Annotated in this window: 14 protein-coding genes and 1 pseudogene; 9 read left to right on the plus strand and 6 right to left on the minus strand. The window is 71.8% G+C overall.

The features are described 5' to 3' along the window. Nucleotides 1-84: 84 nt before the first annotated feature. The 3 genes from OG373_RS03120 (at nucleotide 85) to OG373_RS03130 (ending at nucleotide 3,932) form a co-directional block, all read left to right on the plus strand. Entirely contained in the window at nucleotides 85-1,566 is a 1,482-nt protein-coding gene (locus OG373_RS03120; protein ID WP_405435650.1) for an MFS transporter, read from the plus strand. Nucleotides 1,567-1,570: 4 nt separating this feature from the next. Further along, nucleotides 1,571-2,197: a DUF6629 family protein gene (locus OG373_RS03125; protein ID WP_405435651.1), complete on the plus strand. Its 627-nt coding sequence runs from the start codon at nucleotides 1,571-1,573 to the stop codon at nucleotides 2,195-2,197. A gap of 91 nt (nucleotides 2,198-2,288) precedes the next feature. Then, a complete protein-coding gene (locus OG373_RS03130) occupies nucleotides 2,289-3,932 on the plus strand; it encodes a GMC oxidoreductase (protein ID WP_405435653.1) in 1,644 nt (547 codons plus the stop codon). A gap of 103 nt (nucleotides 3,933-4,035) precedes the next feature. Here the strand turns inward: OG373_RS03130 and OG373_RS03135 are convergent, their stop codons facing one another. From OG373_RS03135 to OG373_RS03150, 4 genes are all read right to left on the minus strand, one after another. Then, entirely contained in the window at nucleotides 4,036-4,515 is a 480-nt protein-coding gene (locus OG373_RS03135; RefSeq protein WP_397736563.1) for a carboxymuconolactone decarboxylase family protein, read from the minus strand. Continuing rightward, entirely contained in the window at nucleotides 4,512-5,594 is a 1,083-nt protein-coding gene (locus OG373_RS03140) for a dihydrodipicolinate reductase (RefSeq protein ID WP_405435655.1), read from the minus strand. Before OG373_RS03140 ends, OG373_RS03135 begins: the two co-directional genes overlap by 4 nt. A 70-nt stretch (nucleotides 5,595-5,664) precedes the next feature. Continuing rightward, a complete protein-coding gene (locus OG373_RS03145; protein WP_405435657.1) occupies nucleotides 5,665-5,856 on the minus strand; it encodes a DUF6126 family protein in 192 nt (63 codons plus the stop codon). Between the two features lie 16 nt (nucleotides 5,857-5,872). Then, nucleotides 5,873-6,544, minus strand: a complete 672-nt coding sequence (locus OG373_RS03150) for a helix-turn-helix domain-containing protein (RefSeq protein WP_405435659.1) — start codon at nucleotides 6,542-6,544, stop codon at nucleotides 5,873-5,875. Between the two features lie 212 nt (nucleotides 6,545-6,756). Between OG373_RS03150 and OG373_RS03155 the strand changes: the two are divergent. After that, a pseudogene (locus OG373_RS03155) lies at nucleotides 6,757-7,263 on the plus strand (CorA family divalent cation transporter); the annotation flags it as partial. A 76-nt stretch (nucleotides 7,264-7,339) separates the two neighbouring features. On the opposite strand, the gene OG373_RS03160 reads toward OG373_RS03155, so the two are convergent. Then, complete coding sequence (locus OG373_RS03160) at nucleotides 7,340-8,872, minus strand: ATP-dependent DNA ligase (protein WP_405435661.1); 1,533 nt, start codon at nucleotides 8,870-8,872, stop codon at nucleotides 7,340-7,342. Between the two features lie 154 nt (nucleotides 8,873-9,026). On the opposite strand from OG373_RS03160, the gene OG373_RS03165 reads away from it, so the two are divergent. Together OG373_RS03165 and OG373_RS03170 are read left to right on the plus strand one after the other, a co-directional pair. After that, on the plus strand, nucleotides 9,027-11,732 hold the full coding sequence (locus OG373_RS03165; protein ID WP_405435663.1) for an alpha/beta fold hydrolase: 2,706 nt from the start codon (nucleotides 9,027-9,029) through the stop codon (nucleotides 11,730-11,732). After that, nucleotides 11,729-12,601 carry an ABC transporter permease gene (locus tag OG373_RS03170; protein ID WP_030384840.1) on the plus strand — a complete coding sequence of 291 codons (873 nt, stop codon included), beginning with the start codon at nucleotides 11,729-11,731 and terminating at the stop codon, nucleotides 12,599-12,601. The genes OG373_RS03165 and OG373_RS03170 overlap by 4 nt, the downstream gene beginning before the upstream one ends. A gap of 173 nt (nucleotides 12,602-12,774) precedes the next feature. Here the strand turns inward: OG373_RS03170 and OG373_RS03175 are convergent, their stop codons facing one another. After that, entirely contained in the window at nucleotides 12,775-13,728 is a 954-nt protein-coding gene (locus OG373_RS03175; protein WP_405435665.1) for an aldo/keto reductase, read from the minus strand. Nucleotides 13,729-14,064: 336 nt separating this feature from the next. Here OG373_RS03175 and OG373_RS03180 point away from each other — a divergent pair, with 336 nt between their 5' ends. From OG373_RS03180 to OG373_RS03190, 3 genes are all read left to right on the plus strand, one after another. Then, the gene (locus OG373_RS03180) at nucleotides 14,065-17,805 is read left to right on the plus strand and encodes a S8 family peptidase (protein ID WP_405435666.1); all 3,741 of its coding nucleotides are present in this window, start codon (nucleotides 14,065-14,067) and stop codon (nucleotides 17,803-17,805) included. Between the two features lie 137 nt (nucleotides 17,806-17,942). Continuing rightward, complete coding sequence (locus OG373_RS03185; RefSeq protein ID WP_405435668.1) at nucleotides 17,943-18,935, plus strand: helix-turn-helix domain-containing protein; 993 nt, start codon at nucleotides 17,943-17,945, stop codon at nucleotides 18,933-18,935. 235 nt (nucleotides 18,936-19,170) lie between these two features. Continuing rightward, nucleotides 19,171-19,734 (plus strand): ribosome-inactivating family protein, encoded by a 564-nt coding sequence (locus OG373_RS03190; RefSeq protein ID WP_405435669.1) that lies wholly within the window; start codon nucleotides 19,171-19,173, stop codon nucleotides 19,732-19,734. Nucleotides 19,735-19,913 lie beyond the last annotated feature (179 nt).

Consider the following 19,913-nt stretch of genomic DNA (forward strand, 5'->3'; position numbering starts at 1 on the left):
CATGTTCATTACAAGGGGGGCTTTTCGGCCGCACTCCGGCGCGCCCCGGTGGCCCGTACCGGCCGCGCGGGCCAGCCTGAAGACATGACTGCGCCCGCCGAGCCGTCCGGAGCCGGTGTCCCGATCGCGTCCGCGCGTGGCCGGTGGATCCTGCTGACCACCGTGCTCGGGTCGACCATGGCCATGCTGGACGGGACCGTGGTGAACGTGGCGCTGCCGCGCATCGGGGAGGATCTCGACGCCGATCTGGCGGTGCTCCAGTGGACGGTGAACGCCTATCTGCTGACCCTGGCCGGGCTGATCCTGGTCGGCGGGTCACTGAGCGACCGCTTCGGGCGACGCCGGATCTTCGTGCTGGGCGTGGTGTGGTTCGCGGTCGGCTCGCTGCTGTGCGGCATCGCGCCGAACGCCGGGGTGCTGATCGCCGCCCGGGCTCTGCAGGGCATCGGCGGGGCGCTGCTGGCGCCCGGCTCCCTGGCCCTGATCCAGGCGTCCATCCGCGCCGAGGACCGGGGCCGGGCGATCGGCCTGTGGTCGGGGCTCGGCGGCGTGGGCGCGGCCGTGGGACCGTTCCTCGGCGGCTGGCTGGTGGACGGGCCCGGCTGGCGGTGGGTGTTCCTGCTGAACGTTCCGCTGGCTGCGGTGTGCGTGCCGGTCGCGCTGCGGCACGTACCGGAATCGCGGGACCCGCAGGCGCACGGGCGGTTCGACGTGGCCGGGGCGGCACTCGGTGCGAGCTCCTTGGGGCTGATCACCTACGCGCTGATCGAAGCCCGGTCGGGAGCGGCGGCGGTGATCGTCGCGGCGGTGCTCGGGGTCCTGCTGGGCATCGCCTTCGTCCTCGTGGAGCGACGGCGGGCCGATCCGATGGTGCCGCCCGACATCTTCGCCTCCCGGCAGTTCACGGCTGTCAACCTGGTGACCCTGTGCGTGTACGCGGCGATCGGCGGGTTCTTCTTCCTCGTCGTGCTCCAGCTCCAAGTGGTCTCCGGCTACTCGGCGCTGGCCGCCGGGGCCGCGATGCTGCCGACGACCCTTCTCATGCTCCTCCTGTCGGCGCGCTCGGGTGAGCTCGGGGAGCGGATCGGGCCGCGCGTCCCGCTCACGGTGGGGCCGCTGCTGTGTGCGGGCGGGACGCTGCTGATGCTGAGGGTGGGGCCCGCGGCCTCGTACGTACAGGACGTACTGCCCGCGATGGTCGTCATGGGCATGGGCCTCGTGGCCCTGGTGGCCCCGCTGACGTCGACTGTGCTCGCCTCGGTGGATCCCGGCCGGGCGGGCCTGGCCAGTGGGATCAACAACGCGGCGGCGCGCGTCGCCGGGCTGCTCGCGGTGGCGGCACTGCCGCTGCTGTCCGGGATGGGGCCGGAGTCGTACCGCTCGGCGACCCAGTTCGACGCCGCTTTCGGGCGGGCCATGCTCTGGTGCACCGGGGCGTTCGTGGCCGGCGCCGCCCTGGCCTGGGCGACCGTACGCTCCCCCGCGCCCGAGGCGTGCCACCCCCAGTGTCATACGTACTGTGCGGTGACGGCCCCGCCGCTCGAACCCCGTGAGGAGTCCGGCTGATCCCGTGTGCTGGAGCGCGAGGGCCGATCCGGTGGCGGGCTCGGCCATCTCCGGCGCCGGGATCGCGTGCCTGGCGCGGGTAGGGCGGGCCCGCGACCTGCCGGTCGCCGCGCTGCCGCTGCTGCTGGGCGCGCACCAGCTGGTGGAGGCCGCCGTGTGGCGGACGGGCGGTGGTTGCTCCCCGGCCGCCACCGCCTGGGCGGTGATCACCCTGCCGCTGCTGGCGCTCCGGGTGCCGGCCGGGGTCCTGCTGGCGGCCGCGCCCGAGGGCCGGCGCCGCCTGTGGGGGCCGCCGGCCGCCGGTCTCGCCACCGCCGCGGTGCTCGCGTACTGCCTCGCGACCCGGCCGGTGACCGCCGAGATCCGGGGCCGCACCATCGGGTACGGCGTGAATGTTCCGTGGATGCCGCTGGTCCTGACGGGCCGCCTGTTCGCCACTCCGGGCTCCCTGCCGCTCGGCGGTGACCGGCGGTTGCGGACCCTGGGCCTGGTGCCGACGGCGGGGGCGCCGGCCTGCTCAGCGCTGTGGCGGCTGGAATTCGCCTCCACCTGGTGCGCCTTCGCGGCGGTGGCGTCGCTGCTGGTCCTGGGCTGGGTCCGACGCCCGCCGGCCACTCCCCCTGTCACGTGATCGACCGAAAGTTACCTAGACGTATGTAGTGACTTCGCACGCAGGCGGCAGTAGAACTCGTTCCCATTCCACCACGAGTGAGGAACGTCACATGAGCGAAAGATCCCTGCCCAAAAAAGGCTCCAACGGGCTTTCCCGTCGCGGTTTCCTCGGTAGAACAGGTTCTATTATTGGAGCGGTGGCCCTGGCGGGTCACATCACCCCGGCGGCGCACGCGGCGGCTCCGCCCGGCCCGATCGCCGACGGGGCCCGCGTACCGGCCCTGGTCATCGGCACCGGCTACGGCGGATCCGTCGCGGCCCTGCGGCTGGCGCAGGCGGGCGTGGACGTGCAGATGATCGAGATGGGCATGTCCTGGGACACCCCGGGCTCCGACGGCAAGATCTTCCCGAAGGTGACCACCCCGGACTACCGCTCCTTCTGGCTGCGCACCCGGACCAAGGCGCCGCTCAGCAACTTCCTCGGCTTCCCCATCGACAAGGACGTCCCGAAGTACACCGGGATCCTGGACGCCGAGGACTTCGCCGGCATCACGGTCTACCAGGGCCGCGGTGTCGGCGGGGGTTCGCTGGTCAACGGCGGTATGGCGGTCACGCCCAAGCGCGCGAACTTCGCCGCCGTCCTCCCCTCGGTGAACGCCGACGAGATGTACGACACCTACTACCCGAGGGCCAATGCCGGCCTCGGCGTCGGCATGATCGACCCGGCCTGGTTCGACACCGTCGACTGCTACCAGTTCTCCCGCGTCGGCCGCAAGCACGCCCAGCGCTCCGGCTTCGCCTGGACCTTCGTGCCCGACGTGTACGACTGGGACTACATGAAGCAGGAGGCCGCCGGCACCGCCACCAAGTCGGCCCTGGCGGGCGAGATCCTCTACGGCAACAACCACGGCAAGAAGTCGCTGGTGCAGACGTACCTCGCCCAGGCGAAGGCCACCGGCCGGGTCGCCATCTCGGCGCTGCACAAGGTCACTTCGGTCTCCCCCGCCGCGGGAGGCGGCTACACGGTCACCATCGACCAGATCAACACCCCCGGTGACACCGTGGCCACCAAGACGGTCACCGCCGACCGGGTCTTCTTCGCGGCCGGCAGCGTCGGCACCAGCAAGCTCCTGGTCGAACTGAAGGCCACCGGAGCACTGCCGAACCTCAACGCCGAGGTGGGCAAGGGGTGGGGCGAGAACGGCAACGTCATGTGCGGCCGCGCCAACCACATGTGGGACCCGACCGGCAAGCTCCAGTCGACCATCCCCTGCTCCGGCATCGACAACTGGGACGCGGGCGGCGCGTTCGCCGAGGTCGCGCCGCTCCCCACCGGGATCGAGACGTACGCCTCGTTCTACCTGTCGATCACCAAGAACCCGAACCGCGCCGAGTTCACCTGGAACGCCGCGACGGGCAAGGCCGAGCTGAGCTGGCAGACCGCCTGGAAGCAGCCGTCCATCTCCATGGCCAAGACGATCTTCGACAAGATCAACTCGAAGGAGGGCACGATCTACCGGACCGACCTGTTCGGTGGCAACAAGATCTGGAACGACACCCTCACCTATCACCCGCTCGGTGGCGCGGTCCTGAACAGGGCAACCGACAACTACGGGCGCCTGCACGGCTACACCGGCCTGTACGTGATCGACGGCGCGCTCATCCCCGGCAACGCGAGCGTGAATCCCTTCGTCACCATCACGGCACTCGCCGAACGCAACATAGAGAAGATCATCGCCACCGACCTTCCGTAGGGCCGCGTCCTCCCCCCAGCGGCCGGGGCCGTTCGGATCATCCGAACGGCCCCTTTTGCCTGCGCGCCGCGCGCGCTCCGCGCTCGCCTCCCGGCTCCGCCGCTCAGTGCCCGGGCAGCACGCAGACGCTGTCCAGGCCCAGCACGTGGTTGAGGCGGCCGAAGGCCAGCCAGGACCCGATGCTCATCGTGATCTCCACGATCTCCAGCTGGCTGTAGTGCGCGGTCATCCGGTCCCAGAACTCCTCGTCGAGCCCGTGGTGGTCGAGGGTGTACCGCTCGGCGTACTCCGCCGCCAGCCGGGTGCGCTCGTCGAACGCGTCGGTCGTACGCCACTCGGTGACCGCGTCGGGGAACTCCTCCTCGACCTTCTCCCCGTCCCGCTCGGTGCGCCAGTCGAGGCAGAAGACGCACCCGTTGATCTGCGCGACGCGCAGCCGGGCCGCCTCGAACTCGCGCAGGCCCAGGGTGGTGTGGGCGTACACCGACAGGGAGAAGTTGGCGGCGGCCATACCGATTCCGGGGACCATGTCGCCCCACACGTACTCGATCGGGTGCTGGCCTTCGGGGATGTCGATCCTCATGACTGTTTCCTTCCGAGTCTGCCGATGGCGGGGCGCAGCGGGATGTCGAGGGCGTCGTAGAGCCCGGGTTCCGCCTCGACGAGCCAGTCGATGGCGCCGACGAGGCGGCCGACGGCGGTGGCGTTGCCCCCCGCCGAGCGGTTCTCGCCCTCGTCGGTGGCCTCGATGGTGACCTCGATGCGCGGGCGGCCCTCGATGACCACCCGGTGGGCCCCGTCGCCGCCGTCGGGCGGCACGGGCCAGTCCGGTGCGCACGAGGGGTGGATACGGGTGACGTGCTCGATGACGATGCGCGGCTCGCCCTCGACGATGCCCTGCACCTCGAAGCGGATCGCGCCCTGGGTGCCGGCCTCGAACTCGCCCATGGTCCGGGTGGTCACCGTGGTGTCGAGCGCCCGGCGGTCCGACGTCTCGCGGATCTCGTCGAGTTCGACCCCGAGGGCGCGGGCCATCATCCGTATCTGCCCGCCCCACACCATGGTCGGGATCGAGGGCATGAGCATCATCGGCTCCTGGTCCATGGGCCGGCCCATGCCCACGAGGTGGCGGACGGAGTCGGGCTGGTCGTAGGTGGAGTAGTCGAAGATCTCCTGGCAGCGGATGACGTCAATGGTGGTGCCGAGTCCGCTGAGCAGGAGCGGGAGGACGTCGTTGCCCCACCCGGGGTCGACACCGGAGGCGAAGAGCGAGCCGCCGCCCTCCGCGACGGCGGCGAGCACCGGGTCACGGAACTCGGGCGGGGCGCTCAGGTGGTCGTAGAGCGGGTACAGGGCGGGGCTGACGACGACCGCGCCGGACCGGACGGCGCGGGTGATGTCGGCGAGGGCCTCGTCGGGCCGGACGTCCCCGGACGCGGCGTACACCACGGCCTGGGGGCGGGCGGCCAGTACGGCTTCGATGTCGTCGGTGGCCTCGATCCCCAACAGGCGGTCGAGTTGGCCGAGTTCACCTGCGTCGCGGCCGACCTTGGCTGGATTGTGGACGATGACTGCGCAGAGTTGGAGCGCGGGATGGGCCTCGACGGCACGGATCGCCAGACGGCCCACGTTGCCGGTACCCCAGACAACCGTGGAAATCATGCGCGGAGGGTAGCCACAGGTCCCTCACGTTGCCAGAGTCGCGCGGCCCGAACTCGTCCGCCCGGGCGCGTTACTGGTTCTGGCCACCCAGGACGAAGAGGAGGTAGACGAAGAAGGCGAAGAGGTGGCCGACGAACAGGTAGGCGATCAGCCGGATGATCAGGCCGCGCGGGAACTTGGATTCGAAGCGGGCCCGTATGGTCGCGGGCGCGGTCGCGGGAACGGTCGTGGGTTCGGGCGCGGGCTTGTCGGCTTGGGACATGGGTACGGCTCCTCCGCTATCGGTGGTGCGTGGTCGTGGGCGAGGTGGGCGCCGTCGTGGTGGCGCCGCCGAGGCACAGCCCGGCGAGGCTGCTCTGCAGCAGGGTATGGACGAAGAGCAGGTCGGCCCCGCCCGAGGAGGCCGCGCCGATCCGGTGCGGTGTGAGCGAGTCGAAGTGGGCACTGTCCCCGGGCTCCAGCAGGTGCTCGGCCTCGCCCAGGTGCAGCCGCAGCCGCCCGTCCAGGACGTACAGCCATTCCTCACCGGGGTGCACGCGGACCAGCTCGCCCTGGCTGCGGCCGTGTGGCACGTGCACGCGCAGCGCCTGCATGCCGCGGCCGGAGCCGCCCGCCTGCCAGTACGTCCAGCCGTCGGCCTCGCGGGCGCCGGGACCGCCGGCCCGTACGATGGGATCCGCGACGGCGGGGGTCTCGCCGAGCAGCTCGGAGACGGTCGTGCCGTAGGTGCGGGCGAGTCCGAGCAGGAGCGGCAGCGAGGGCTGGCGCCGGCCGGTCTCCAGCCGGGACAAGTGGGCGGGCGAGAGCCGGGCCCGTGCGGCGGCGGCCTCCAGGGTGAGTCCGGCGCGGCGGCGCAGGTCCCGCAGCTGCGGGGCCACGGCGGTCAGCTCGTCCGCCGGTTCGTCGGTACCGGCCGCGCCTTCGGGGCCGGTGTCGGATCCGGGTGTCATACCCCGATTGAGCCAGACTCTTGCCTGTCTGGCAAACCATCTTGCCTCTGAGGCAAATCACGAGCGTCGTGCGTCTCGACCCTCACCTGTTGGAGGGCCCGTTGCGGGGCGAATGCGTCACCACGGTTGCGTGGGGTCCCGCTCCGTACAGGCTGGGAGCCATCGCACAGGATGACCTACGGCGAGGGACGATGATCGTATCGATGATGTCCATGCCGGAGGGCGCCCTGACGCGGTGCGATGTGTCGGAGGCACGCGAGCGTCTCGCCACGTCCCGCTTCCTGTTCGTGGAAGTGGAACTGCCCGAGGAGACCGCACCCGACGAACAGCCACTCGCCCACCTGCTCGGCCTGGAGGCCGAGGACGTGGCGTGGCCCGGGCGGAAGGAGGAATCCGTCCGGGCAGAGATCTTCGGGGACGGCGGCGCGTTCGTCGTGCCCGCGGTCGACACGGACCGGGTCGTCCACGTCCACGCCCTGGTGACCGAGCGGTACCTCCTCACGGTGCACCGGGGGGGGGCGGCTCCCCTGATCGGGAACGTCACCGCCCGCTTCCCGCTCGAGAGCCCGTCGGACTCCGTGGCCATGCTGTTCCTGCTGCTGGACGAGGCGATGGAGACCTACCGCCGGGCCGCCGTCCGGGCCCTGCTGGAGGTGGAGGACCTGGAGGACGAGATGTTCCGGCGCCGCCGGCCCGAGCAGCTCTACCATCTGGCACAGCTGCGGCGCACCTCCGCCTTGCCGGGCACGGCACCGGACGCCGCGGACTCGGCCGACAAGATCCGAAAGAGACGGCCTAGGCGGCGTGTGCCGCCAGGACCGTGTCCATCCTGTCCGCCTCGGCCGGGGACTTGTCCGGGCGGTGGCGCAGGACGCGGGCGAAGCGGAGGGCCACTCCGACCGGGTAGCGGGAGGAGCGCTGAAGGCCGTCGTAGGCGATCTCGACGACCAGTTCCGGGCGGACCCGGACGGTGAAGCCGTCGTCCTCGACCGCCAGCTCGCGCAGGCGCTGCGTCTGCCAGCGCAGCATCTCGTCGGTGAGCCCCTTGAAGGTCTTGCCGAGCATGGCGTACGTCCCGTCGGCGGTGCGCGCGCCCAGGTGCAGGTTCGACAGGAGGCCGGTACGCCGCCCGTGGCCCCATTCGGCGGCGAGGACCACCAGGTCCAGGGTGTGCACGGGCTTCACCTTGAGCCAGTGTTTGCCACGCCGGCCGGCCTCGTAGGACGAGTCCAGCGCCTTCACGACGACCCCCTCGTGGCCGCGGCGCAACGTCTCGGCCCAGAACTCCTCGGCCTCGGCCCCCTGCTCCCCCGGGGCCTCGACGGCGAGGCGGCGGACCCGGGCGTCCTCGGGAACGAGCGCGGTGAGGGCCGCGTGCCGCTCGCGGACCGGCAGGTCGAGGAGGACGTCCTCGCCCACGGCCAGGACGTCGAAGAAGTAGGGGGCGACCGGGAGCGTGCGGCGGGCAGCCTCGACATCGACCCGGGAGCCGACGCGGCTCGCGATCTCCTGGAAGGGGACGGGGCGGCCGTCCGCCGCCCGTCCGATCACTTCCCCGTCGAGGATGAACCGCTCCCCCGGCAGCGACCGGGCCAGCTCCGCCACCTCCGGCAGCCGCCCGGTGATCTCGTCCAGGGAGCGCGTGTAGATCCGTACGTCGTCGCCCTCGCGGTGGACCTGGACCCGGATCCCGTCCAGCTTCTCCTCCACCGCACACGGCCCGAGCGCGGCCAGCGCCTCGGCGACCGACTTCGCCGTGCCCGCCAGCATCGGCTGTACGGGCTGCCCCACGCGCAGCGTGACCGTGCGCAGGGCCTGCTCGCCCTCGGCCAGTACGGCGACCGCCACCCTCGGCAGCGAGCCGTCCAGCATCACCGCCCGGCGCAGTGCGGCGGCCGGTACCCCGGCGGCCGCGGCCACGCCCTCCAGCGCCACCGCGTCGAGCGCGCCCTGGCGCACCTCGCCGGACAGCAGGCTGCGCAGGAACACCTGCTCGGCCCCGGTGGCCCGGCCGAGCAGGTCGGCGAGGATGCGGCTGCGCCGCTCCACGGAGCCGCTGCCCGCCACCGCGGCCAGTTCGCTCACCGCGGCATCGACGTCCCGGACGGTCAGGCCGGGATCGGCCGCCGGTGCGATCTCCTGGCCGAGCGTGCGCCGGCCGATGCCCGGACGGCCCTGCGGGAGGCGCCCGGAGAGGTAGGAGATGACCAGGCCGGCCTCCTCGGGGGGCGCGGCGGCGAAGAGCTCGGCGAGCAGGGCGGTCTTGCGGGACCGGGCGGCGGTCCCGGCGACCTCCCGGGACACGCGTGCGACGTCGGCCAGCAGCATGCGGCCCATCCTCCCGCCCCCGGTCGTACCGCGCAGGTCGGGCGCGCATACAGCAGGCGCGGTACGCCGGCGGCGCGGCATGCTCCTTGAGAAGGTCTGGGGTTACGCCTGTGGGTGCTCGGAGCCCGGGCACCGGGCCCTTAGGGTTGCTCGTATGAAGCTCCGAATGCCCCGGCGCCGCCGGGACCGCCTCCTCGCGGGCGCCGCCGCGCTCGCCGTCGTGGCGGGTGCCGGTACGTGGACGGCCGCGTCCGCGTCCGACGACGCGCCGCCGGTGCACCGCGCGGACCAGGTCCTTTCCATGCCCGGTGCCGGGATCGACACCTCCTATTTCACTGCGGGCGGCGGTACGGAGAAGCGTCCCGCCGTGCTCCTCGGGCACGGTTTCGGCGGCAGCAAGGACGATGTCCGCGAGCAGGCCGAGCGCCTCGCCCGGGACGGGTACGCCGTGCTGACCTGGTCGGCGCGCGGCTTCGGCCGCTCCGAGGGCCGGATCGGACTGAACGACCCCGAGTACGAGGTCAAGGACGTCTCCCGGCTCATCGACTGGCTCGCGGCCCGGCCCGAGGTGAAGCTCGACGCGGCCGGTGATCCGCGCGTCGGCGTCTCCGGGGCCTCGTACGGCGGTGCCGTCTCGCTGCTCGCGGCCGGCCACGACCGGCGGGTGGACGCGATCGCTCCGGAGATCACCTACTGGAACCTCGCCGACGCCCTCTTCCCGAACGGCGTGTTCAAGAAGCTGTGGTCCGGCATCTTCTTCACCAGCGGCTCGACCGACGGGATGCAGCAGGCGGTACCGGGACAGCGGCCCGCACCGGCGTCCGCACCCGGCTGCGGACGCTTCCAGCCCGAGCTCTGCGCGATGTACGAACGCGTCGCGGTGTCGGGCCGGCCCGATCCCGAGGCCCGCGCCCTGCTGGAGCAGCGCAGTCCGTCGGCCGCCGGTGACCGGATCAAGGTGCCGACCCTGATCGTGCAGGGCCAGGACGACTCCCTCTTCCCGCTGGACCAGGCCGATGCCATGGCCAGGGCCATCGCGGCGAACGGCGCACCCGTCTCCGTGGACTGGGCGGCCGGCGGTCACGACGGCGGCATGCGCGAGGCCGACCGGGTCGAGGCCCGGGTGGCCTCCTGGTTCGACCGCCACCTCAAGGGCGACGAGGGCGCCGACACCGGCCCGGCGTTCCGGGTCACGCGCTCCGGCGGCATCGACTCCACCGACGGCGAGGTCACCCTGCGCGGCGCGAGCGGCGAGCGCTACCCCGGGCTGGTGTCCGGGCCGCGCGAGTTCGCCCTGACCGGACCGGAGCAGACCTTCGCCAATCCGGCGGGCGGCGCGCCCCCCGCCCTGTCCGCGCTGCCGGGCATCGGCGGGCAGCTCGCCGCCTTCGGGGCCGGGCTCTCGCTGGACTTCCCCGGGCAGAACGCCCGGTTCGAGACCGCGCCGCTCACCCAGGACCTGCGCATCACCGGCACCCCGACCCTCACCCTGAAGGTGAGGTCGACAGCCGCCGACGGTTCGGCCGTCCTGTTCGGCAAGGTGTACGACGTGGGGCCGGACGGCCGGCAGCAGGTGCTGCCGAGCCAGCTGGTCGCCCCCGTGCTGGTGGAGAACGCCCACCAGGGCACGACCGTACGGCTGACGCTGCCCGCGATCGACCACAACGCCCCGGCCGGGCACCGACTGCGACTGGTGGTCGCCGCGACCGACCTCGGCTACGCGACCCCGGCGGCGCCGGCCGCCTACACCGTCGCGGTGGAGGGTCCGCTGGCCGTGCCCGTCGCCGCGGAGGTACGGACCGCCGCGGCCGGGCTGCCCGCCTGGACCTGGTGGCTGCCGCTGGGCGCGCTGGCGCTGGCCGCGGCGCTGCTGGGCCTTCGGCGCACCGGCCGGGGGCCCAAGGGGCCTCGGTCCGGCGGGACGCAGCCGGAGGCCGCTCTGGCCGACGTACCGCTGGAGATCAGCGGTCTGACGAAGCGGTACGCGAAGTCGCAGGACCGGTACGCGGTGCGGGACCTGTCCTTCCGCGTGGAGAAGGGCCAGGTCCTGGGGCTGCTCGGGCCCAACGGGGCGGGGAAGACCACGACCCTGCGGATGCTGATGGGGCTGATCTCGCCGGACGCCGGGGAGATCCGGGTGTTCGGGCACCCGGTACGGGCCGGCGCGCCCGTGCTCTCGCGGGTCGGGGCCTTCGTGGAGGGCGCCGGATTCCTGCCGCACCTGACGGGCCGCGCCAACCTGGAGCTGTACTGGCAGGCCACCGGCCGCCCCGCCGAGGACTCGCACATGGACGAGGCCCTGGAGATCGCCGGGCTCGGCGACGCGCTGGAGCGCGCGGTACGCACGTACTCGCAGGGCATGCGCCAGCGGCTGGCGATCGCTCAGGCCATGCTCGGAATGCCGGACCTGCTGATCCTCGACGAGCCGACGAACGGTCTGGACCCGCCGCAGATCCGGGAGATGCGGGACGTGATGATCCGCTACGCCGCGGCCGGGCGGACGGTCATCGTCTCCAGCCACCTGCTGTCGGAGGTGGAGCAGTCCTGCACGCACCTGGTGGTCATGGACCGCGGGCAGCGGGTCGCGGCGGGCGAGGTCGCCGAGATCACCGGTGGCGGGGACACCCTGTTGGTGACGCTGGCGGGGCCGGTGGACGAGGTGAGCGTCGAGAAGGTCGCGGCGCTGGAGGGAGTGGGTTCCGTGGTGGTCGCCGACGACGGGCTGCTCGTACGGCTCGAAGGCGCGACGGCCACGGAGCTGATCGCCGAACTCGTACGGCTGGAGGTGCCGGTGACCGGAGTGGGACCGCACCGGCGACTGGAGGACGCGTTCCTCACCCTGATCGGAGGTGCGGCATGAGCACGGCGACGACGGTGCAGGAGGTGGCCCCGGGCTACCGGGCGAGCCGTACGCTGCCACTGCGCGTGGAGGCGCTGCGGCAGTGGCGCAGGCGGCGGACGCTGGTGATGGGCGGGGTACTGGCCGCACTGCCCTTCATCATGATCATCGCGTTCGCGGTGGGCGGCGGGCCGGACGGCGGGCGCGGTGGGAACAACCGGATCACCCTGATCGACACGGCGACGGCCTCGGGCGCGAACTTCGCCGCGACCTGCCTGTTCGTCTCGGCCGGCTTCCTGCTGGTGGTGCCGGTGGCGCTGTTCTGCGGGGACACCGTGGCCTCGGAGGCGAGCTGGTCCTCGCTGCGCTATCTGCTGGCCTCGCCGGTGCCGCGGGCGCGGCTGCTGTGGAGCAAGCTGGTGGTGGCGCTGGGCTTCAGCCTGGCGGCGATGGTGCTGCTGCCGGTGGTGGCGCTGGCGGCGGGCACGGCCGCGTACGGCTGGGGGCCGCTGAAACTCCCGGCGGGCGGGGCGCTGGCGGCCGGGGACACCGTGCCGCGGCTCGCGCTGGCGGTGGCCTTCATCTTCGTGTCGCAGCTGGTGACGGCGGGCCTGGCGTTCTGGTTGTCGACACGGACGGACGCGCCGCTGGGCGCGGTGGGCGGTGCGGTCGGGCTGACGATCGTCGGCAACGTCCTGGACGCGGTGACGGCGCTCGGCTCGTGGCGGGAGTTCCTCCCGGCGCACTGGCAGTTCGCGTGGGCGGACGCCCTGCAGCCGCAGCTGGAGTGGGGCGGGATGGTCAAGGGGGCGGTGGTGTCGGTGTCGTACGCGCTGGTGCTGTTCGCCCTCGCGTTCCGCGGGTTCTCCCGCAAGGACATCGTGTCCTGAGTCCACAGGAGCTCAGAGGCACAGAGGCACAGGGACGGCCCACGGCCCCGGCGCGCAGCCGGAGTCGTGGGCCGTTCCCGTGGGCCGTTCGCGTGGGCCGTTCCCGTGGGCCGTTCCCGTTGCCGTTCGTTCGACTACGGGGCCATGACGGGCGGCACTCCGCCGATCGCCGATCACTCGGGCTTCTGCGCCCCCGGGATCGCGTCGATCGCGGCCAGCAGTTCCGCGTCCAGCGGGCGGTCGGCGACGGCCGCGTTGGCCCGTACCTGCTCCGGGGAGGTGGCTCCCGCGATGACGGAGGCGCAGCCGGGCTGGGCGGAGAGCCAGCCGATGGCGAGTTCGAGGACGGTCCGGTCGTGCTTCTCGCCGAGCGCGGCCAGCGCCTCGACGACGTCGAGGCGCGCCTCGGTGACGTACGAGTCGCGTCCCTCGAGGCGGGAGCCGGCCGGTACGGGCGCGCCCCGGCGGATCTTGCCGGTCAGCAGGCCGTTGGCGAGCGGGAAGTACGGGAGCACGCCGACGCCGTAGTGCAGGGCCGCCGGGACCAGCTCGCGCTCGACCGACCGCTCCAGCAGCGACCACTCGTTCTGCGCCGACACGAAGGGGACCGAGCCGGTCTCGCGGGCGACGTGGGCGGCTTCGGCGAGCTGCCAGCCGGAGAGGTTGGAGTGGCCGATGTAGCGGACCTTGCCCTCGGCGACGAGCTCGGTGAGCGCGGCCAGGGTCTCGGCGATCGGGGTGGCGGGGTCGGGGCTGTGCAGCTGGAAGAGGTCGATGTGATCGGTGTCGAGGCGGCGCAGGGACTCCTCGACGGCCCGCCGGATGTACGCGCGGCCACCGAGGGACCCGGCGGCGGGCCCGTACTTCATGTCCACGCCGTCGTAACCGAACTTGGTGGCGAGGACGACCTGGTCGCGACGGCCCTTGAGGGCCTGCCCGAGGTGGACCTCGGAGCCGCCGGCGCCACCGTAGATGTCGGCGGTGTCCAGGAGGGTGATGCCCGCGTCCAGTGCGGCGTCGACGACGGCGCGGGTGGCCTGGGCGTCCAGTCGGCCGCCGAAGTTGTTGCAGCCGAGGCCGACGGCGGAGACCTGCAGTCCTGAACTGCCCAGGGGGAGATAGCGCATGCGTTTCGTTCCTCCGACTCGACCGGTACATGATCAACGGACGGTCAGTCTAGGCGGCCCGCTCGGGCCTCGGAACGGAAATCCGCCAGCCCGGTGTGAACGCCGTATGACACCTCCCGGGCGTTGCCGGTGGCCGCCCATGCAGTAGCCCCGGAGGCGGCCGGGGGTGTGCCGGCACCGGCTGCCGCCACCGGTGGCTGCTCGCCCGCCCGGCCGCCCGCAAAGCGCAATCCTGTCTGGATTCTGGCGAGTTACGACTGACAAATGCTTGCCATGGCGAGGACTTGCCGCTCCCTGGCCTTCACGCCGGCGCTGCTCGGTCGATAGACCCATGACATGTCCTCCTCCTCTCAGTCTTCCGCCTTCTTCCGGCGCAGGCAGCGGCGCTGGCAGCTGATCTCGGCCGCCGCCGCGGTGCCTCTGCTGGCGTCGGGGCTCGCGGTTGTGCAAGCGCCCGCACAAGCGGCCCCGGGCAAACCCACCGTTCCCGCCAGGCCTTCGGCGACCCACAAGGTCACCCTGGTCACCGGCGACGTCGTCACGGTCACCACGATGGCCGACGGCAAGCAGTCCGCCGAGGTCGACCGGCCGGACAGCGCCGTCGGCGGCGTGAAGATCCAGCAGATCAAGGGCGACCTGTTCGTCGTCCCGGACGAGGCCGTGCCGCTGCTGGGCGCGGACAGGCTGGACCGGCGGCTGTTCAACGTCACCGACCTGATCGAGATGGGCTACGACGACGCGAAGTCGTCCGCGGTCCCGCTGATCGCGACGTACGCCCGGACGAGGTCCGGCGCGGCCGTCGAGCCGACGGCCCCCCGGGGCAGCCGGCTGACCCGCACGCTGGGGCACATCGGCGGTGCCGCGCTCAGCACCGAGAAGGGGCAGGCCCGTACCTTCTGGAGTTCCGTCGCGCCGCAGGGCAGCACGGCGTTGGACGCCGATGTGGCGAAGCTGTGGCTCGACGGCCGGGTGAAGGCCAGTCTGAAGGAGAGCGTGCCGTTGATCGGCGCGCCCGAGGCCTGGGCGGCCGGCTGCACCGGCAAGGGCGTCAAGGTCGCGGTCCTCGACACCGGCATCGACGTCGACCACCCCGACTTCGCCGGCCTGATCGACGGCACGGCCAGCTTCGTACCGGGTGAGGCCGTCACCGACGTCAACGGGCACGGCACGCACGTGGCCGGCACGATCGTCGGCTCGGGCGCCGCCTCCGGAGGCGACCACAAGGGCGTCGCTCCCGGCGCGGACCTGTACGTCGGCAAGGTGCTCGGCGGCGCCGAGGGCTACGGCCAGGACTCCTGGATCATGGCGGGCATGCAGTGGGCCGCCGAGTCCGGTGCGGACGTCGTCAACATGAGCCTCGGCGACTCGTACCCGACGGACGGCAGCGATCCGATGTCGCAAACGGTCGATGCGCTGTCCGCGCAGTACGGCACGCTGTTCGTCATAGCCGCCGGCAACTCGGGACCTGAGAGCATCTCCGCACCGGGGGCGGCCGCCTCGGCACTGACCGTGGCCGCCACGGACAAGCAGGACCGGCTCGCGAGCTTCTCCAGCACCGGACCGCTGACCCGCTCCGGCGGCATGAAGCCGGACATCGCGGCGCCCGGCGTGGACATCACCGCGGCCCGCTCGTCCCGAATGACCGACGGTGGCGAGGGTTCCTACCGCACCATCAGCGGCACGTCGATGGCCACCCCGCACGTGGCCGGCGCGGCAGCGCTCCTGGCCCAGCAGCACCCGGACTGGACCGGCGCACAGCTCAAGGAGCACCTGATGAGCACCGCGAAGGGCCTGGACGGCGGGTACTCGCCGTACGAGGTCGGTACGGGCCGGCTCGATGTGGCCGCTGCCGTGCGGGCCACGGTCCGCGGCACCGCATCGCTCTTCTTCGGCAACTACACCTGGCCGCACGAGCCGAGCGACGTCGCCGTCACGAAGGACCTGACCTTCACCAACACCGGCTCCGCCGCCGTCACGCTGAACCTGGCGCTGACCGGCGGCGGCCCGTTCACGCTGGGAGCCACCCGGGTGACCGTCCCGGCGGGCGGCACCGCCGCCGTCCCGGTGACCGGTGACCCGGGGGCCGCTCCGGCAGGCCGGCACGTCGGCTACGTGAGCGCCACGGACGCGGTGACCGGGCAGCCGGTGACCCGCACCTCCGTGGCACTCCTCGAAGAGGACGAGCGCTACGACCTGAACATCAAGCTGGTGGGACGGGACGGCAGGCCGGCCGCCGGCTGGGTCGGAATCAACCTCGCCGGCGATGTCTGGCCGTGGTCGCTGTACGTCGACGGATCGGCCACCATGCGGATGGCTCCGGGCACGTACACCGTCGCGGGGTACCTCGACGTGGCCGGTGAGAAGGCGGACCGTTCGGGTCTGGCCGTGCTGGTCGACCCGGAGACCGTGCTCAAGGGCGGCTCCGCCGATGTGGTGCTGGACGCGAGCAGGGCGCGCCTGTTGCAGACCGAGGCGCCGGAGCGCACCGAGGACCGCCAGCGCAAGGTCGACTTCAACGTCCACTACAAGGGCCTCGACCCGTACCTGGACTACCGCAGCGCGTACGTGCTGCCGCCGATGTACGACGACGTCTACGTCGCACCGACGGAGCCGATGGAGCAGGGCGAGTTCACGCTGACCACGCGTTGGCGCAAGGGTGAGCCGCGGCTCGACCTGAGCACGCCGGGCGGCCGGCTCCGGCTGGACGCGCTGGTGCAGTCGGGCAGCGCCCTGGGGACCGCCACGGACAGGCTGGATGTGGTCCACGCGGGCAACGGCGCGGCGGCCGCGTACAGGAACGTCAGGGCCAAGGGCAGGGTGGTCGTCGTCGACCGCAGCGACGAGGTCGCGCCGCAGGAGCGCGCCGAGGCCGCGGTCGCGGCCGGCGCGAAGGCGCTGATCGTGGTCAACGACGGCGTCGGGTCTCTGATGGAGTACGTCGGCGAATCGGCCATCCCGGTCGCCTCCGTGCACCGCGACGCGGGCAAGGCCCTTGTCGCGATGGCCAGGAGCGGCAACGACAAGCTGACCGTCAAGCAGACCCGGTACACGCCGTTCGTCTACGACCTGACGCGGGACTACCCCGGCCGGGTGCCGGACCGGGCTCTGGTCTACCGGCCGTCCAAGGGCGACCTGGCCCGGATCGACGCCCGTTACCACTCCGCCGCGGGTGGCCGGGTCGCGGAGGGTTACCGGTCCGACTTCACCCTCAGCCCGTCGTTCAACCTTCCCGAGATCGAGTGGCACCCGGGCACCCGCACCGAGTGGGTGACTCCGGGCCAGGTCTGGAGGGAGTTCCACACGCAGGGCGTCGACGGAGCCCTGCCGTGGTCGATGGTGTCGGGCGACAACACCTATGCCAAGGGCAGCACCACCCGGCTGGACTGGTTCGCTCCGGCGACCCGGCCCGGGCAGAGCGAGTCCTTCGGCGTGTACAACTCCCGCTGGCAGAACTACATGACCTGGAACGTCCAGGCGTGGGCCTCCGCCAGCGACACGATGCGGCTGGGCGGCTACCTGCCATGGGGTGAGACGCCCTCCCACCTGCAGATGTTCCAGGGTGACCGACTGATCCACGACAACCCGGTCGGCGGCGACATGCAGTGGCAGGAGGTGCCGGCGGGCAAGCTGCCCTACCGCGCCGTCCTCGACGCGGAGCGGCCCGGCGACGTGTTCCGGCTGTCGACGCGCACCCGTACAGAGTGGACCTTCATGTCCGCCACCGTCGACTCGGACTCCTTCGAGCCGTTCTCGGTGCTGAACCTGGACTACAGGCTGGAGTCGGACCTGCACGGCGACCTCAAGGCCGGTGCGAAGCAGCAGATCGCGCTCAAGCCGGTGTCCATGGACCTCGGCACCGTGCCGGGCTCCGTTGTGACGGTGGCGCTGGACCTCTCGTACGACGATGGCGCCACCTGGCAGAAGGTGACCCTGGCCAAGGGCTCCGGCGGCACCTGGACGGGCTCGTTCACGGCGGACAAGAAGCCCGGCGGCTTCGTCTCCCTGCGCGCGAGTGCCGCGACGGACAGCGGCTTCAGCGTCAAGAACGAGATCATCCGGGCCTACGGCCTGCGATGAACCGTAGCGTCGGGCTCCGGGTCGGCAACGGCCCGGGGCCCTTCCCGTCAGACCTGCTCCCATCAGGCACTATTCAGGGTCTGCCGCCATGGCGCATACTCTCCCCGCTGCGGCAAGCGGAAGGGAGTCGGTCGCCGATGCTGGATGTTCTGGGCCTCGAACCCGATGACGAGCGCGTCTACCGGGCGCTGCTCGGGCACCCGGACACCACCGCGTCGCTGCTCGCGGAGCAGCTCGTCCTGGCGCAGCCAGACGTCGACAGGGCGTTGTCCCGACTGGTCGGATGGGGCCTCGTGACCCGGTCGGCGCACGAGCAGTTCACCGCCGCGCCGCCGGCCGTGGCCCTGGGCGCTCTCATCAGCGAGCGCCGGGACGGGTTGCGCATGGCGGAGCACGCGCTGGTGACGTTCGCCGAGGAACACCGGGCAGCGATGACCGGGAACAGCATCAGCGATCTGATCGAGGTCGTCACGGGTGTCGACGCCATCCGCCACCGCTTCCTCCAGGTGCAGCAGGCGGCCCGCTCGCAGGTCCGAAGCTTCATCACCGCGCCGTTCGTCGCTCTGTCGCCCGGCGAGAACACCGCCGAACCCGTGGCCATCGGCCGCGGGGTGCACTTCCGGGCGGTACTGGACCGGGCCGTACTGGGAGAGCCGGGCATCATCGACGATGCGATCGATTCGCTGCGCAAGGGCGTGCAGTTGCGTGTCGCCGACCAGCTGCCGATGAAACTCGTGCTGGCCGATGCCGACCTCGGCCTCGTCCCCCTCGCGGTCACACCGGACGGAGAGCCCGGCGCCGTGCTGCTGCACCGCAGCGGCCTGTTGGACGCGTTGGACGCGCTGTTCGAGACGGTATGGCGCACCGCCCACCCGCTCGAACTGTCGGGCACCGGCGCGGACGCCGAACCCGCCGTCGAGCTCGGTGCGACGGGCCCGACCGACCTGGACCGGAGGATCCTCGGGCTCCTGCTGGCCGGCCTGACCGACCAGACGGCCGCGGCACAGCTCGGTCTTTCACCGCGGACGCTGCACCGACGCCTGCGCCACCTCACGGACTTGGCCGGAGTCCGCACCCGGATGCAGCTCGGCGGTTATGCCGTCCGGCACGGCTGGGTGGAGCCGCGCTGACGGCCCTGCTTTCTGTTCTCGCACGCGGTGTTTTCTTAGCATCAGAGGCCAACAATTCTCCTGGTCGCCACCCGGACGACTACAAAGGAGCGCATCGAACCGAACCTGTCAGCGGTCGGAATGATGGCGAAGGTGGTGATGTGCATGCGTGAGTGCAGCAGGATCCATTCGAATGGGGCCAGATTACTTACGAGCCGTCCGAGTTCTGGACATCTCCCCTGAAGGGCCGGCCGCCATGCTGATACCGATACTGTTTTCGCCGGCGCTGGCCTCGGCCGACGAATATCGATCCCTGACATCGACCATCCGGTCGAAGGTGCAGGATGCTCAGGGGTTCTTCGGCGGAGCCGGGCGCAAGGAGGGCGAAATGCCCTACCTCCCCCTCCACCTCCAACTGCGGGGCCTGTTCATCGAGCTCTACATCGAGCTCCGCCCTCGCAATACGAGCATGCGTCTCGCCGGGTTCCGGAACATCTTCGAGAACGGCCAGGCCCCGCCGGAGGCATACGTACGGCACGTGCGGGACTCGGCCGCGCCGCCGGGCCTCCCCCGAACGGAAGCCCTGCCGTTCGGGGGAGGCCGCGCCGATCTGGAGACGGCCGCCGCCGTCCGGCGTGCGGGGGTCCTGCTGGGGCGCCGACCCTTGAGCAACGCGGTCGTCCGGCTGCACCAGAATCGCGATCCGCGGAGCACCGCTCACGGAATGCTCGTGCTCTCGGAAATGCTCTGCGAGGCGGCCCGATATCCCGCCCTGGCCGATGCGATGTCACGCATCTGGATGACCGGAGGACGGCTGTAGTCCGCTGCAGCCGCCTGAAATCCGAATGTCCGAGGGCAACGCCCGGCGCCTTCGCTTTCTCTTTCGCTTTCGCCTCGCGCAAGGCTGCGGCGGTTGCTCCGCCAGGGCGTGCGAGCTGTCGATCTCAGCGTGAAAGGAGCCGAGGAACAGCGCGGTCCGAAGACATCGGATCCGAAAAG

Source organism: Streptomyces avidinii (assembly GCF_045161815.1).
GTDB lineage: Bacteria > Actinomycetota > Actinomycetes > Streptomycetales > Streptomycetaceae > Streptomyces > Streptomyces avidinii.